Origin of the sequence: Longicatena sp. 210702-DFI.1.196 (assembly GCF_020563125.1) — a bacterium.
GTDB lineage: Bacteria > Bacillota_I > Bacilli_A > Erysipelotrichales > Erysipelotrichaceae > Longicatena > Longicatena caecimuris.
Genome location: NZ_JAJCPX010000052.1, coordinates 1 through 15121 on the forward strand (window position 1 = coordinate 1; position 15121 = coordinate 15121).

Sequence of the window (15121 nt, forward strand, 5' to 3'; positions counted from 1 at the left end):
GCTTTATATCTATCCACAGGTGCTTCTAGAACCTATCTGTATTCATCATACCACATAGAGGCTCTAAAGCAACTATCTCGTGCAAGAAATAAGCTAATTCGTTCTCGTAGCGACCAATACGTTATCATCACGAATATTCTTGATGTGGAATTCCCTGAATTTAAAGCTTTCTTTCATAACAAGCTTAGTGATACTGCTTTATTTCTTTTAAACAAATATAAAACAGTGGATCGTATGAAACGTTTAACTTATCAAGACTGTGTTCTATTACATAATAAATCTCGTCGTATTCCAACTTCTAGTTTTGAAGAACTTCGTGATTTAGCAAAGCATACGATTGGGCATCATTTTAACTACAATGACCTTATTCTTTCCTCTGCACTTCAAATCGTAAATACTCTTGAACGGCAAATAGAAAGCATTGAGAAGGAAATTTTAGCTATCATGGAAGAACTGCATTCTCCTATTGATACTATTCCGGGAATCAGTACGCTTAGTGCTGCGACTATCCTCGGTGAATTTGGTGACTTCTCAAAATTTAGTAATCCTAAACAGCTTTGCGCTTTTTGTGGAGTAGAGCCTGCCATTTACCAATCTGGAACATCTTTTCATAATGGCAGAATGGTAAAGCATGGCTCCTCTGAATTACGTTATGTCCTTTTTAATGCAGTTCCTTATTTAGTTATTCATAACATAACTTTTCGTGAATTCTTTTATAAGAAACTTCATGAAGGAAAGAATTACCGCGTAGCACAATCACATGTCGTTAAGAAACTATTACGTATGATTTATCATTTAGAACTTACTGGAGAATCATTCGACCCAACCCTTCTTTACTAGTCAATTTTATCTAATTTTCAAAGATCAATTTTTGTGCTCTTACCAGCACTTGTTTTTGTCATGCTTTTTTAATCTTTTTCAAAAAGGCTTGACTTCTTAATAGCTAGCTCCTTGTCACATATTGTTCATACTATGTTCATGTTGAAGCAAAGGGACGATTGTATGCGTCCCTTTCTTTACAAATCTTCTCCATTTGTCATTATGACATGTTGATACCAATAGAAAGAATCTTTACGCAGTCGTTTCCCACTGCCATGTCCACGATCATCCAAATCGACATAAATGTATCCATAGCGTTTACTCATTTCCCCTTGCGAACAACTGATGATGTCAATAGGTCCCCAAGATGCATAGCCAAACACCTGTACGCCATCCTTAATGGCTTCTTTCATCGCCGCAATATGTGCCTGTAAATAGGCGATACGATAAGGATCATGAACCTTTCCATCAACGACCTCATCTAATGCACCCAGTCCATTTTCAGCGATAAAAATTGGTATTTGATAACGATCCCAATACAAATTTAATGAGTTGCGAAATCCTAATGGATCCACTGCCCAGCCCCAGATAGATTTTTCTAAGTAGGGGTTCTCTTTAGGATGGGTAGGATCTTTGGCCTTGGTGATGCGGGTAAAGTAATACGAAAATGATAGAAAATCTGCGGTATTCTCTTTTAACAGCTGTTCTTCCTCTTCTTTGATCATCACATGGATATCATGATCGTAAAAATAGCGCAACGCATAACCCGGATATTCTCCGCGTAATAAGACATCGGAATAAAAGTATAAACTCATCTGCATCTGCTGGGTGTTGGCAAAGACATCCTCTGGTTTACAGCTTGCCGGATATAAGGCATCATCCCCCAACATCATTCCAATCTGCAAGGAAGGATCAAGGGCGTGGGCAAGTTGTGTGGCTTTAGCACATGCCACAAACTGATGGTGCGTTGCCTGATATTTGGCACTTTCCCAATCTTCATAACCATCCTGCACCATTCCCAAACTGGCAAACTCTCCCCAGCCCTGTAAAGAGTTGATCTGGTTCAATAGGATCCAATAACGTACTTTATTATGATAGCGTTCAAATAGCACGTTACAATATTTCACAAAGAAATCAATCATTTCAGGGGCATACCAACCCTTATACTTGGTAATCAGATGAATAGGCATTTCATAATGTGAAACCGTCATGATTGGTTCTATACCATTTTTCAGCATCTCATCCAGCAAATCATCATAAAACTTTAAACCTTCTTCATTTGGCTGTTCTTCATCTCCGTGTGGAAAGATGCGTGTCCAGTTAAAGGATGTTCGAAAACAGGTAAACCCCATTTCTTTCATCAATGCCAGATCTTCTTTATACGTATGATAAAAGTCAATGCCATGCCGGCGTGGATAATAGCCTTTGGTATCCGCTAATGCTTCTTCTATCTGTTTGGCAGTATGAGCAAATCCGACTACCTTATGGCGATCATACTGCTCTGGAAGGATTTCAATATCCGCCATAGAGGGTCCTTTCCCATCAATGTTCCAAGCGCCTTCTGCTTGATTGGCCGCAATGGCACCACCCCATAAAAAGTCTTTCGGAAATCCTGTAATTTTACGTTTCATCTTATTTCTCCAACTTACGATACAGACGAATCATGCTTTGTACCAGATTTACTTCACTGTTGATAGTCATCAGCGTATCCTGTGCATGGGTGAATAATAAGGTTGTCTGCAGCTCTTCTTCATTGATTGAGCTTTGTATCATATCCGTTTGAATAACATGTGCTTTCGTGATTTCTTTCTTTGCCTGCGTGATCTTGTCTTTTACTTCTTCTTCACTTTTATCATCTAACAGATCATTGATTGCTTCATTGAGCAAATTCCAACAATCACCGGCATGCAGAATGATCTGCATCGCAGCACTATTTAATTGTTCAATCGTTGTTTTATCCATAATAAACCTTCCTTCTTATGCATTGTTTGTTTCCTGTCTTGCGTTTTTACGTGCTGCTAATTTTGCTTTTTGTGCTTCATCCTCTGCTTCTTTCTGTACACATTGCTTATCGTATACCTTAAAGAATGGATAATAGATGATCCAGGATAAGACGAAAATAAATAAGGTAAAGATCAATCCAACCATACCTCCTACAGCATAGGAACAAATAGGTCCAGTCAAATACCAGAAGGAGAATAAAGTCGTTACTTTAGGCAATAAATCAAAATATAAGGCAAACCAGGTCAAGGCCGGTGCTAGTAAACCAATGATCCACATCGGTACCATCAGAATCGGGTTAAAGGCGATTGGTGCACCAAATACCAATGGTTCATTGATGTTACATAAGTTTGGTACCAGACTGGCTTTTCCGATGACCTTACACTTTTTCGATTTTGCCATAAACAACATCATAAGACCTAAAGCCAAGGTACAGCCGCCTCCACCAAGCGTAAAATAATAAGATACTCCATCCGCATTGATAACACTGGCAGCATTTCCGGCTGCTACCGCTGCCTGATTCGCCGCAATTCCTTGCAGGATCAATGCCGACTCAATCGGATAAATGACCCAGGTAGAAATACCAAACGTGTATAAGAAGGTATATCCAACAAAGTATAAGACTACAAAACCAAGGAAACTGTCACCGGCTTTTAAGATTGGTGAGAATAATGTATAAATGCAATCAAAGATACTGATATGGAGCTGGAAAGTAAAGAGCCAGCCAACAAATAAAATCATCAGTATCGGAATTAATGTATCAAACCATACGGTGATAAAATCTGGAATAGCGCTGTCTTCCTTAAAGAAGGAATGAGTAGAAAAAGCATTCATCACAAAACCGACAAACAAGCCGGCAATCAATGCTGCAATCATACCGCCATTTCCTAAAGTAGAACTTTGAAACAAAATATTTCCTGCCTCATCAAAGGTTGGAGATACTAACATCAAAAAGAATCCGATACCAGCCAATCCTGCTTCTTTTTTCGTTTTATTATGGCGTTTCTTTTCCATCAGCAGATATGGTACTAAATATGCTAAGTATAAGGATAATAAGCCCAGGGAAAAAGTAGAAAGTGGGCTAAAATCCGGAAATCCTTCAATCAAGCCGCCAAAAGCGGTCAATACGGTCGTAAATGAACCAATAAAAATCATAGGCATCGCAGTCAGGATAGCCTCCTGGACAGAGGCAATCCACGGATTTCTTGCGAGCTTATTCATTCTCGGTGCGAATTTATCTGTCATCCAATCCATGAATTTTTTCATATGTTTTCTCCTCGTGATTCTATTTCTTAATCACCTTTTACAAAATAACCGCTTGCTTAATTTAACATGCTATGGCAATCTTATCCAATGTATATAGTTCATCAGGGAATTATTTCTAACGTATCTGCTCATAAACATTCCTACGATACCATCGTTTATTAAGCAAGCATTCTACCATTAACGTTCATGCGTTTTCTCATCTTTTAGAAAAGGTAAAGCAAAATCAAGAACGGCATCGCCATCCAATTCCCCATATGCATCTTTGGGGATAATCTGAACAGGAACACCAAATGGATCTGCAATATCCTCTAAATCATGCAGCATGTAGCTAAGATGTGGTCCTACCAACAATAGATCAATATCTTCAATATAATCCTCTACAACAGAGTCACTTCTAGCTTTTACGCCAATTTCAATATTGCGAGCTTTCGCTGCCTGGCGAATGTTTTTGGCCATGAAACCGCTGCTCGCACCGGTGCCACAAACTAATAAAATGTTCTTCATGATCTTCTCCTTTATAATTATGAATGATTTTTATCTGGATTGGTGTTATGATATAAGAGAGATGTATCAAAGTATTCCCGTACTTGTCTGAAGTCATATTCAGCGACGATATATCTCTTTTTCATATTTGCCAATCACATAACTGTCCTCCTTTCCTTATCACACCCTCAGTATAGCGAACACAGTATAACAAGACAAATCAGAAAAGTTCCGTGCAGTAGGAACTTTTTTAATTTGAGCAAAGATTACTTATACTTTATACTTATCGTGTACATATATAATGATGAAGAGTATCTGGGGGCCTTGCATAGGAGAGTGAATAGACATATGAAGGATAATATCTCAATCTTGTTAGACTATCTCTGGCACCATTATGAACATTGGGTAGCTGCCGGTGAGCTATCTTCACTGCTTCATGTTTCCACACGTCAGATACGTAAATATGTCAGTTCACTAAATGAGAATGAAACAAGTCCTTTAGTAATATCATCAAATAAAGGGTATCGATTAAACAGTGCTCAGCAATATTTAGCTTATCGGGAAAAAGGAAGTCAAAATGTGGAAACCCCGCAAACACGGCAAAATCTGATCATTCAAAAACTTATTTCTTCACAAGATGGTATTGATCTATTTGATCTAGCGGATGAATTATTTGTAAGTGAGTCTACGATTGAAAATGATATTCGCAGTATCCGTAAGATTGTTTCTAGCTGTAATGTAACCATACGCAGAGATCATGATTTGTTATATTTAGAAGGCAGTGAAAAAGATAAACGGCGATTAATGAGCCGCTTAATTTCCAGTGATACGTATGATAATTTTGTCTTAAAAGATGAAGTGCGTTTATTGACTTATCATTATCATTTTTGGGATTTCCGTAAAAATCTTGCCGATATTTTTTCACGCAATAATGTATTTGCGAATGATTATACACTAAATAATACGGCATTGCATCTTATTGTCATGATTGATCGTATCCGTAATGCCTGTGAGTTAAATGATCAAGTCGATTTCACACCGTTTCTTGATTCACAACAATATCTTGTGGCACAGGAAATAAAACAGTATATTGAGAAAAACTATCAAATCCATATGAATGATGCTGAAGTTTATAATTTGACGCTTATTATCTCGAACAATACAACGATGATTGATTATTCTTTTATTAATGGCTCTAATATTTCATCTTTTATTGAACAGAAATATATTGATATCGCCCATGCCGTGATTCACAATGTTGAAGAGCGCTATTTACTGGATGCCTTTGATGAAGAATTTATTGCGAAATTCACCATCCATGTTAAGAATCTGTTTAATCGTGTTGCACATAACTATTATGCCAAAAATCCATTGACCGCTAAGATCAAGGCAACGTATCCCTTGATTTATGATATTGCCGTTTATATTGCCCAACAGTTTAAAGAAAATTATGATGTAGTGTTGAATGAGGATGAAATTACCTTTATTTCTTTTCACATCGGCAGTTACTTTGAAAACAATGTGCAATCAAAAAACAAGTTAACGATTCTCTTTTTATATGCCGATTATTACAGCATTCATCAACATACCTTAGAGAAGATCAGCCGTCATTTTGAAGATAAGATAACGATAAAATATGCCGTTTCTATGCCTTCCTATCAGCCCAACATGCTGCATGCAGATTTGATTATTTCAACAGTAGAGGCAAGATTTCCTCAGCCATATGTGTTAATTCATGCATTTCTTACAAATAAAGATATGGCCTTATTGGAAACTACCATTTCTAAGATGTTATCCGAAAAAAACAAACAGAAGCTGAAAGATTTTCTATTTGATTTATTTGATCCTCGCTTATTTTATACGGATGTTCACTTAGATCGTACCCAGCTCATTCAAAAGCTTTGTAACGATGCGATTGCACTGGATTATGCCGAAGCTTCCTTTACACAGGATGTCTTTGCTCGTGAGCATATGTCAAGCACCGCCTTTGAGGACGCTGCCGTTCCTCATTCACTTGGTGATAACGCTAAAAAAAGCTTTATAAGTGTCGTCCTTTGTCCAGATGGTATGCAATGGGGAGTGCATGAGGTGCATATTGTCACCTTACTAGGCGTACATGATGACAGCAGACAAATATTTGCCCAGATCTTTGATCAGTTGATTGAGATTCTTAGTGAACCGGCTTTTTTAAAAGATCTCATCAACTGTCAAGATTATCAAACATTCATTCGCAAGTTAACTGCTTATATGAATGAGGTCAGTGAATAGAAAAAGCAGTTGCTATTCTAACAATCGTTTGTTACCCTTGTGTTATCGCTTTTCTGATGTCATACTATATCTATATAATTGATAAAGGAGTTATCTTATGAACATCTATGAATTTTGGAAAGCCGTCCTAAAACAGGATGAGCAGGAAATCAGAAACTATTTTCATCAGGATGCGAGGATTTGTTGGCATTGTACCAATGAACTATTTACGCTTGATGAATATATTATTGCGAATTGCGAATATCCGGGAGATTGGGATGGGGTCGTAGAAAGAGTAGAGTTACTTGATGATTTGATCATTAGTGTTACACTTGTTTATCCAAAAGATCAAACTGCTTCCTATCATGTTGTTTCCTTTCTGAAGCTACAACAGGATAAAATTATTTCTTTGGATGAATATTGGGCAGATGATGGCAGTGCGCCGCAATGGCGATTGGACAAGCATATCGGAAAGCCTATCAAAGAATAATTTTTAAAGAAATTGGATAAACGTATTGGTAACGCGAAGAAAGGATACCTTTAAAAAGCTGGACTAACCTATTAAAAAACTCATGAAAGAATAACTTTTGACAAATTGGGCTAACATATTGGAAACCCCATGAAAGAATCACCTTTTAAAAAGGAAAGGCACAAAACCCCAAACAGATAAAAAGCAGCTACAGGAAGGATGCAACCTTCATTCGTTAGATTTTAAGTCTAACTTTTGGAGGTCACATTAGAAATCATTCCATGCAAGCTGCTCTTTTTATGATTTATTTTATAGGCTCATTGTCTTTGTTTAAAAGTTCGCTTAGATTCTTTGGCAATTGTTCAATGAAGGATGCCAATGGCACGATTGGTTGAGGTACACCTGGTGAAAGTAATTCTTTATCCATCCAAACAACATCCAACCACTTGTCAAATTTATAGCCGGTATGAGGAAATCTAGCCACTAATTGAAATCCTAACCGCTCATGCATACGCTCACTTTTCGGATTGGGAGAAGTGATACAGGCATATGCATGATGTACCTGCTGTTTCTTTAATAAAATAAATAATACTTTATACAGCATACTGCCAATACCTTTTCCATGAACATCCTTATTGACATATACGCTTAATTCCACATCCCATTGATAAGCCGCACGCTCCTTATAACGATGCGCATAAGCATAGCCTAAAATATTTCCTTCCTCTTCATAGACCAGATATGGATATACCTGTTGTATCACTTCCATACGTTGTTCAAATTCCGTAAGGGAAGGCACTTCATATTCAAAAGTTGCACTATCATGCAATACATATTCAGCATAAATTGCTAATATGCTTGCGGCATCCTGTTTTGTTGCTAAACGTATCATATTCTGTTCCTTTCTTACCCCTTTGTATCATCTATTGTAAAAGAAGACCTTCACATACCCTGTGAAAGTCTATTCTACGATTAGAAAATCAAATTTCTTGGTGTACGTGGGAATGGCTCAACATCACGAATATTCTGCATGCCTGTTAAATACATCAGCATACGGTCAAAGCCTAAGCCAAAGCCGGCATGTTTACAACCGCCATAACGACGCAAGTCCATATACCATTGTAAGCTGTCAGTTTCCATACCCATTTCTTTCATACGCGCTTCTAGCACATCATAACGCTCTTCACGCTGACTTCCGCCAACCAATTCGCCAACGCCTGGCACTAACAAATCACATGCCGCAACCGTCTTATTATCTTCATTGACACGCATATAGAAGGCTTTGATATCCTTTGGATAATCAATCAAGAAGACCGGGCCATTGACTACTTTCTCACATAAGTAGCGTTCATGCTCACTCTGCAGATCCATGCCCCATTCGATTTTGTTATTTTCAAACTTCACATCGGCTTTCTTTAAAAGCTCAATCGCCTCCGTATAAGTCATACGCTTAAATTCACTGTTACGTACCTTGGTGATACGTTCAATGCATTCCTTATCAATCATGCTGTTAAAGAATTTCATTTCTTCCGGTGCATTTTCCAAGACATAATCAATACAATATTTCACCATATCTTCAATAAGATCCATATCATCCTCTAAGTCCGCAAAGGCAATTTCCGGTTCAATCATCCAGAATTCACTGGCATGACGTGTCGTATTTGAGTTTTCGGCACGGAAAGTTGGTCCAAAGGTATACACATCTCGAAAAGCCATCGCAAAGGATTCTACATGCAATTGTCCGGATACCGTTAAAGAAGCGTGTTTCCCAAAGAAATCTTCTTCATACTTTTGATCTTCACGTGTGGTAACTGTAAAGGTTTCTCCCGCACCTTCTGCATCATTGCCGGTAATGACTGGCGTATGTACATAGACAAAGCCCTGGTTCTGGAAGAACTCATGGATGGCCATGGACAATACAGAACGCAGACGGAAAATGGCATAGAAGGAATTCGCACGAGGACGCAAGTGTGGTATCTCACGCATATACTCAAAGCTGTGACGTTTCTTCTGCAATGGATAATCACGATCACAATCACCTTCCAAAACAGCCTCTGTTACTACAATTTCAAATGGCTGTTTACCATCTGGTGTTAATTTTAATTTCCCGGTTACGGTAATAGCTGCGCCGGTAGGATATTTCTCTACTTCCGCGAAGTTTTTCAATTCCTGCATATAAACTAATTGTGCATTGCGGAAATACGTACCATCATTTAATTCGATAAAGCCTAATTTACCGCTGCAGCGATTTGTACGTATCCAACCTTGCAGCTGTACATATTCCAAGCTGTCTAGTTCTACATGAGATGCGCTTAATACGATTTCATATAGTTCGCGAATGGTCATAAATTCAAACATTTCATTTCCTCCTTTTATTCATTAAGGGAACAAAAAAAACGTTCCCTTTCAGGAACGTAAGTTAGTTACGCGGTGCCATCCTGATTCCTGTCAGAAATACCTCTGCTGACAGACATCTTGCTTATCGGATCTTAACGCCATCCTTTCGCGGAATCGTCTACTCTATTCTCCGATTCAACTCCACAGGTGTTCTCCGCTTGCTCGTATGCCTCCGGCTTCCACCATCCCGGATTCGCTATGCATCGTTAGCAGGCATCGTCCTGTTTCAACGTTCTACATTTAAACTGTTTGTTTCAAAAACAAGTTCCTGTATAGATGATACCACATCTACGCTCTTTAATACAACCCCTTTTGGAATTTGTATATGCACATGGGTAAAATCGACCAAACCTGTGATGCCACAGGCAATTAAACGATCTACCGTCTGCTGAATATTTTCACTGATGGCTAAGATGGCGATACGGCAGCCATCCGGAATGCGTTGTTCCAGCTCACTGATATCATATACCGGAATACCGAAACGCACACCCTGGCGATCAGGATTAATATCAAATGCACAGGCAATCTCACCTACAACATAATCCCATTTATTATACTTCATCAAAGCGCGGCCCATATTACCTGCCCCCACCAAAATGATCTTCTCATCGAAATCCATGCCAAGCTGCTGGTTGAATATTTCAATCAGTTTATTGACATCATAACCATACCCTTGTTTCCCCAGATTTCCCAAAAAGGAAAAATCTCGGCGAATCGTCGTTGGTTCAATATTCACAACACTGGCAAGCTCTTTGGACATGATCCTTTCCACTCCTGAGCTTTTCAGTTTCCGCAGTGCTTTCAGATACACCGGATAGCGCTGCAACGTAGCCTTTGGCACATTTTTCTCTGTCATGTTCATCACCTCTGTTAGTATACCACAAATTTTTTTAATTGTGAAGAATTTGTCATTTTGAACTTTTACGGCTTGTACGTACTGTCATACGTATCTCATAGTGCTAATAAAAAGAAGCAAGAAAACTTAGCTTTCCGATATATTATGATGAACAATGCAAGCCTTGCTGCTTATGCATGTCTAACAATAAAGCAAGCAAATGTGGCTGATATGGGATGAAGATTCCCTGTTTGCACATCAGATGCACAGTTTCTAAATCTGCCCAACAAACACCACTGACCTCCTCCTTTTGCAATGTCAGATCTGCTAATCCTCCGGCATAATCAATGGTAAAGAAATCTACTAAGGAATGTTGTCCATAGCTGCGCAAAACCGGCTTACGTTGTTGAAAATCCATATAAATGCCTAATTCTTCCTGCAACTCGCGCTGTGCACATTGCCGGGCATTTTCTCCACTAACAGCACTTCCGCCTATGCCAAAATCCCAATAGCCGGGAAAGCTTTCTTTTTGATCTGAACGTTTTTGTAACAACAGACGACCATCTTTACCAAGAATCAACAGATGAATGACCAAATGGTAATCTCCTATTGCCATCGCATCTCCACGCTTTACCCTGCGTCCAGTACAAATGCCATCTTGTGTATAGATATCCCAGTATTCCATGATTCTTTCCTCCTAACCTTCTGTGATTGCTTTATTGGCTGCGTGATTGATTATGCGCTTGCTCATCACGTGCTTTTCATGTTTTTAATTATATCTTTTTATTCTTTAAATCATTGATCAAGTGCTTTACAAATGCTTACCCGGTACATTCTCCTTTTTCATCATTCACATTCTTTCGCAAGCCTTGTCACGATGGTTTGTATCCGCTCATCATCCAACTGTTTCAAGGTATCCTTAAAGAAAGCCGGATAGGCATCATAGCTTTGATAGTCATCGATCGGTATCCAAACCGCCTCCTCTAAAGGTGTTTTAAGAAATGGCTTTTTTAAATCCTCTTCATGCACAGGTTCTACCAGATAATAAAAGGATACCTCATGATTATTGCCAAGATCTTCTACATCAAAAAAATTCTCATGGATGCATACCAGTCGTTTAACACGAATAGATAAGCCTATTTCTTCCTTTGTTTCCCTGATGATTGCCTCTTCTGCAGTTTCCTGAAACATGATGGCACCTCCCAGTGAATACATAACTTCTTTACCACCTTCCGCTAATCTACCTTTCATCATCAGCACTTTGCCATCACGAACCAAAATCGCACCTGCTCGTAACCGAAAGGTTCCCTTTTCACTATCATAACAATTATCCATAAGCTCATCTCCTTTTTAGCTATGTTAAATATCCATAGCATCAAAAAACTCATCTAGTCTATCCAAAATACTATTCATTATGCCATTGCTTGCTCTAAAACAATGGATATGAAACACATATATTGAAAAAGAATGTGATACCTTATATATTATATTACTTTATATGAAAGAATGTTCAACTAGTAAATACTATTACAAGATAAATTCATAAAATAATATCCATGCGACTAGAGATTTTCCCATACAAAAACCCCCTTTACTGATTTGTCCACAGTTCAGGGGGTATATCCAATATTCGGTTTATAAACGTTTCCTCAAGACTTTTCCTTCTATGCGTCCTATCTTTCCAATTCCATGCCAGGATCTGCAGTCAAAGCAAAATCTCCACGCTCTCCATGCTGATAAGCGATGGTACCTGCAACACCGATCATTGCTGCATTATCCGTACAACAAGACAACGGCGGTATGATAAAGGTAACCTCTGGATACGCCTTAGCCATATCCTCACTGATCTTCTTACGCAAACAAGAATTCGCCGCAACTCCACCTGCCAACAACATTTGTTTAGGGTGATACAGCTCCAAAGCTTTCCGTGCTCTTTCCAATAACGCCTCAAAAGCCGTTTCCTGATAAGAAGCAGCCAAATCCTCAGGCAGGAATGTTTCATTTTTCCGCTTACAGCGATCAATAAACTGCAAGACACTGCTCTTTAAACCGCTGAAAGAAAAATCCAATTCATTCTCTGTTTTAGGCTTCGCCAATGTATAAATAGCTTTGCCATCCTTTGCTATCTTATCCACATAGACACCACCTGGATAAGGTAAGCCTAATACACGTCCAACCTTATCACCGGCTTCACCAATTGCATCATCTTGCGTTGTGCCTAAAATTTCAAAGCTCCATTCATCCTTCATATAAACAAGTTCCGTATGTCCACCTGATACAACTAAAGCAAGTAAAGGAAATGCAAGCTCGGTAATTAACTGATTCGCATAAATGTGGCCGGCAATATGATGTACGGGAACTAATGGCTTATCATATGCCCAAGCCAAAGTTTTCGCCGCCTGAACACCAACATGCAAAGAACCAACCAATCCCGGTCCCTGTGTAACCGCGATAGCATCCATATCCGCTACATCCATGTTAGCTTTCTTCAAAGCCTCTTCAATAACCATTGAAATATTTTCCACATGAATACGACTGGCAACCTCCGGAATCACACCGCCAAAATCCTTATGAACATCAATCTGCGTCGCCACCACATTTGCCACGATTTCCTTCGCATTCTTAATGATGGCAACCGCTGTTTCATCACAACTTGATTCAATAGCCAATATATACGTGTCTTTCATATACAATTTCCTCCTAACGCCTTTATCAGAAAATCCGCATCCTCACCATTATCCTGATAATAAGCTTTACGGACATTCACTTTGATAAAATCATAGTGCTCATACAATTTATGAGCAGCTTCATTTGAAACGCGTACTTCTAATGAGATAGTTTCACACTGCTCTTGATTTGCTGTTGCAATCATGACATCCATCAGCAAATGCGCATACTGCTGTCCACGATAAGCCGGTGCAACAGCAATCTTCGCCAACTGACATGTTTCAAACGTAATCCAGAAATCAATATAGCCAATGATCCTATCGTCTACTTCTAACACATAAACATGAGCAAACGGATTCTCATGTAATTCATATCGATATTGTTCCTCTTGCCAAGGCAAGGGAAAGCATTCACTATCCAATGCCGCAACCGCTTCAATATCCTCCACTTGCATTTTACGCAGCATACTACTTCACCAAATACGCATCATTTTCTTTTAAATATCGCGGAGTTAAGGTATGTACATTGTCAATGCGACGCGCTAACGGACGCAATGCCTGGAAATTTTCCACAAAATCCACATCTTCGTGAGCAAGATCAATCAATTCCGTTTCCCCAACTACACGAACATCCTTGTCCTTCAGATACGCTTTCACCTCATCCAGCGTCATGATACCCTCATCCAAAAGGAACTTTCCTTCATCCAATAACGCCGTATACGCACGTGAACTGCGCGCATCCAGCATTACAAACGTATGTGGATGCATACCTGCATACAGCTGCAACGTACTGATGCAATATAAAGGAATATGTTTTCTAGTACATAAAACCTTAGCCACCGTCATCGCAATTCGCACACCGGTATAGCTGCCCGGACCATCCGTTATCACAACTTCATCAATATCATCCGCTTTCCAATGCGCTTCCTCCATTAACGCAATAAGCGCAGGAAATAATGTTTCACTCTGTCGTTTCCAACACTCCTGTGCAAGACTTGCCACCACGTTACCATCTTCCAGTAACACAAAGATCAAATGCTTATGCGCACTGTCCATACATAATGTTTTCATGCTAATGCCCTCTCTATCTCTTCATATGCTTTGCCAATACCCTCAATGATGAACAAACGAACTTCCTCATCAATGCGACGTATTTCGATACGCAAACGTTCTTTCGGCAATTGTTCCTCAATATAATGTGGCCATTCCACTACACAAACGCCATCATCCTCAAAAATTTCCTCAAAGCCCAGATCCTGTGAGATGCCCTCTAAACGATATGCATCAATATGATACAAAGGCATTTTTCCATAATATGTTTTCAAAATGGTAAACGTTGGCGAATTAATGACCTTCTTCACACCCAACGCCTTACCAATAGACTTTGTCAAAGTTGTCTTACCGGCGCCTAAATCGCCACTCAATGTTAATAATGAACCAGGATGCAGCAAATGCCCGATTTTTTCACCAAGCTGTGCTGTTTCCGCTAATGAATGCACGGTAATTTCTATCATACTACTACCTCCATCTATTTTATTACAGTTATCCTCTATAGATACTGTAGGTTTCTCAACCGTATCATTATAGCATATCTTTTCTGCTTAGCTATAGAATTTTGCCACAAGAATAGAAAAGTCCCGCAACTTTCAAGTTTCCTTCTCCAAAATCATAAACAAATACAGCTATATTGTTGATGCAGGTGGTACACGGAAAAGATGGGTGGAAATAAAAAGGGTGTATGAACCCTATGGAAAATAAACAACTTAAAAGCACGGAAAACGCAATTTCTACTTATAAACTACTATGTAAGTACTAGGCAACTACTAGATAACTATTAGAAATCACTCTATTTGCTATGAAGCCTGTCCATAAGGAATGTGTTTGGCTTTCTATCTCTATATAGAAAAAAACCTGTCCTTCTCAGAACAGGTCTTCCTA

16 protein-coding genes are annotated in these 15121 nt (G+C 39.0%); 3 read left to right on the forward strand and 13 right to left on the reverse strand.

Features of this window, described 5'->3' with window-relative positions; all coding sequences use genetic code 11:
* On the forward strand, nt 1-840 hold an 840-nt coding region (locus LI241_RS14480; protein WP_226897164.1), incomplete at its 5' end, for a transposase.
* A gap of 176 nt (nt 841-1016) precedes the next feature.
* Here LI241_RS14480 and LI241_RS14485 read toward each other — a convergent pair.
* From LI241_RS14485 to LI241_RS14500, 4 genes are all read right to left on the reverse strand, one after another.
* On the reverse strand, nt 1017-2450 hold the full coding sequence (locus tag LI241_RS14485; RefSeq protein WP_008689836.1) for a glycoside hydrolase family 1 protein: 1434 nt from the start codon (nt 2448-2450) through the stop codon (nt 1017-1019).
* A gap of 1 nt (nt 2451) precedes the next feature.
* Complete coding sequence (locus LI241_RS14490; RefSeq protein ID WP_227151391.1) at nt 2452-2781, reverse strand: PTS lactose/cellobiose transporter subunit IIA; 330 nt, start codon at nt 2779-2781, stop codon at nt 2452-2454.
* Nucleotides 2782-2796: 15 nt separating this feature from the next.
* Entirely contained in the window at nt 2797-4086 is a 1290-nt protein-coding gene (locus LI241_RS14495) for a PTS sugar transporter subunit IIC (RefSeq protein ID WP_227151393.1), read from the reverse strand.
* A gap of 177 nt (nt 4087-4263) precedes the next feature.
* Nucleotides 4264-4590 carry a PTS sugar transporter subunit IIB gene (locus tag LI241_RS14500; protein WP_008689839.1) on the reverse strand — a complete coding sequence of 109 codons (327 nt, stop codon included), beginning with the start codon at nt 4588-4590 and terminating at the stop codon, nt 4264-4266.
* 327 nt (nt 4591-4917) lie between these two features.
* Here LI241_RS14500 and LI241_RS14505 point away from each other — a divergent pair, with 327 nt between their 5' ends.
* Both LI241_RS14505 and LI241_RS14510 read left to right on the forward strand, forming a co-directional pair.
* Entirely contained in the window at nt 4918-6837 is a 1920-nt protein-coding gene (locus LI241_RS14505; protein WP_227151395.1) for a BglG family transcription antiterminator, read from the forward strand.
* A gap of 97 nt (nt 6838-6934) precedes the next feature.
* The gene (locus LI241_RS14510) at nt 6935-7306 is read left to right on the forward strand and encodes a hypothetical protein (RefSeq protein WP_008689843.1); all 372 of its coding nucleotides are present in this window, start codon (nt 6935-6937) and stop codon (nt 7304-7306) included.
* 283 nt (nt 7307-7589) lie between these two features.
* Here the strand turns inward: LI241_RS14510 and LI241_RS14515 are convergent, their stop codons facing one another.
* The 9 genes from LI241_RS14515 to tsaE form a co-directional block, all read right to left on the reverse strand.
* Nucleotides 7590-8177: a GNAT family N-acetyltransferase gene (locus LI241_RS14515; protein ID WP_008689845.1), complete on the reverse strand. Its 588-nt coding sequence runs from the start codon at nt 8175-8177 to the stop codon at nt 7590-7592.
* 80 nt (nt 8178-8257) lie between these two features.
* Nucleotides 8258-9643 (reverse strand): asparagine--tRNA ligase, encoded by a 1386-nt coding sequence (asnS, locus tag LI241_RS14520; RefSeq protein ID WP_008689848.1) that lies wholly within the window; start codon nt 9641-9643, stop codon nt 8258-8260.
* A gap of 265 nt (nt 9644-9908) precedes the next feature.
* Nucleotides 9909-10538 (reverse strand): redox-sensing transcriptional repressor Rex, encoded by a 630-nt coding sequence (locus LI241_RS14525; RefSeq protein WP_008689858.1) that lies wholly within the window; start codon nt 10536-10538, stop codon nt 9909-9911.
* A 142-nt stretch (nt 10539-10680) separates the two neighbouring features.
* A complete protein-coding gene (locus tag LI241_RS14530) occupies nt 10681-11202 on the reverse strand; it encodes an NUDIX domain-containing protein (RefSeq protein ID WP_008689862.1) in 522 nt (173 codons plus the stop codon).
* A gap of 161 nt (nt 11203-11363) precedes the next feature.
* Nucleotides 11364-11852 (reverse strand): NUDIX hydrolase, encoded by a 489-nt coding sequence (locus LI241_RS14535; RefSeq protein WP_008689864.1) that lies wholly within the window; start codon nt 11850-11852, stop codon nt 11364-11366.
* Nucleotides 11853-12190: 338 nt separating this feature from the next.
* Nucleotides 12191-13204, reverse strand: a complete 1014-nt coding sequence (gene tsaD, locus LI241_RS14540; RefSeq protein WP_008689867.1) for a tRNA (adenosine(37)-N6)-threonylcarbamoyltransferase complex transferase subunit TsaD — start codon at nt 13202-13204, stop codon at nt 12191-12193.
* A complete protein-coding gene (gene rimI / locus LI241_RS14545) occupies nt 13201-13650 on the reverse strand; it encodes a ribosomal protein S18-alanine N-acetyltransferase (RefSeq protein WP_017144563.1) in 450 nt (149 codons plus the stop codon). Before rimI ends, tsaD begins: the two co-directional genes overlap by 4 nt.
* A gap of 1 nt (nt 13651) precedes the next feature.
* Nucleotides 13652-14254 carry a tRNA (adenosine(37)-N6)-threonylcarbamoyltransferase complex dimerization subunit type 1 TsaB gene (gene tsaB, locus LI241_RS14550; RefSeq protein WP_008689871.1) on the reverse strand — a complete coding sequence of 201 codons (603 nt, stop codon included), beginning with the start codon at nt 14252-14254 and terminating at the stop codon, nt 13652-13654.
* On the reverse strand, nt 14251-14697 hold the full coding sequence (gene tsaE / locus LI241_RS14555; protein ID WP_008689873.1) for a tRNA (adenosine(37)-N6)-threonylcarbamoyltransferase complex ATPase subunit type 1 TsaE: 447 nt from the start codon (nt 14695-14697) through the stop codon (nt 14251-14253). Before tsaE ends, tsaB begins: the two co-directional genes overlap by 4 nt.
* Nucleotides 14698-15121: the final 424 nt, after the last annotated feature.

Bases quoted from the DNA above. Each gene is read 5' to 3' on its own strand.
- LI241_RS14485 (WP_008689836.1), bottom strand. From the start codon at position 2,450: ATGAAACGTAAAATTACAGGATTTCCGAAAGACTTTTTATGGGGTGGT.
- LI241_RS14490 (WP_227151391.1), bottom strand. From the start codon at position 2,781: ATGGATAAAACAACGATTGAACAATTAAATAGTGCTGCGATGCAGATC.
- LI241_RS14495 (WP_227151393.1), bottom strand. From the start codon at position 4,086: ATGAAAAAATTCATGGATTGGATGACAGATAAATTCGCACCGAGAATG.
- LI241_RS14500 (WP_008689839.1), bottom strand. From the start codon at position 4,590: ATGAAGAACATTTTATTAGTTTGTGGCACCGGTGCGAGCAGCGGTTTC.
- LI241_RS14505 (WP_227151395.1), top strand. From the start codon at position 4,918: ATGAAGGATAATATCTCAATCTTGTTAGACTATCTCTGGCACCATTAT.
- LI241_RS14510 (WP_008689843.1), top strand. From the start codon at position 6,935: ATGAACATCTATGAATTTTGGAAAGCCGTCCTAAAACAGGATGAGCAG.
- LI241_RS14515 (WP_008689845.1), bottom strand. From the start codon at position 8,177: ATGATACGTTTAGCAACAAAACAGGATGCCGCAAGCATATTAGCAATT.
- asnS (WP_008689848.1), bottom strand. From the start codon at position 9,643: ATGTTTGAATTTATGACCATTCGCGAACTATATGAAATCGTATTAAGC.
- LI241_RS14525 (WP_008689858.1), bottom strand. From the start codon at position 10,538: ATGACAGAGAAAAATGTGCCAAAGGCTACGTTGCAGCGCTATCCGGTG.
- LI241_RS14530 (WP_008689862.1), bottom strand. From the start codon at position 11,202: ATGGAATACTGGGATATCTATACACAAGATGGCATTTGTACTGGACGC.
- LI241_RS14535 (WP_008689864.1), bottom strand. From the start codon at position 11,852: ATGGATAATTGTTATGATAGTGAAAAGGGAACCTTTCGGTTACGAGCA.
- tsaD (WP_008689867.1), bottom strand. From the start codon at position 13,204: ATGAAAGACACGTATATATTGGCTATTGAATCAAGTTGTGATGAAACA.
- rimI (WP_017144563.1), bottom strand. From the start codon at position 13,650: ATGCTGCGTAAAATGCAAGTGGAGGATATTGAAGCGGTTGCGGCATTG.
- tsaB (WP_008689871.1), bottom strand. From the start codon at position 14,254: ATGAAAACATTATGTATGGACAGTGCGCATAAGCATTTGATCTTTGTG.
- tsaE (WP_008689873.1), bottom strand. From the start codon at position 14,697: ATGATAGAAATTACCGTGCATTCATTAGCGGAAACAGCACAGCTTGGT.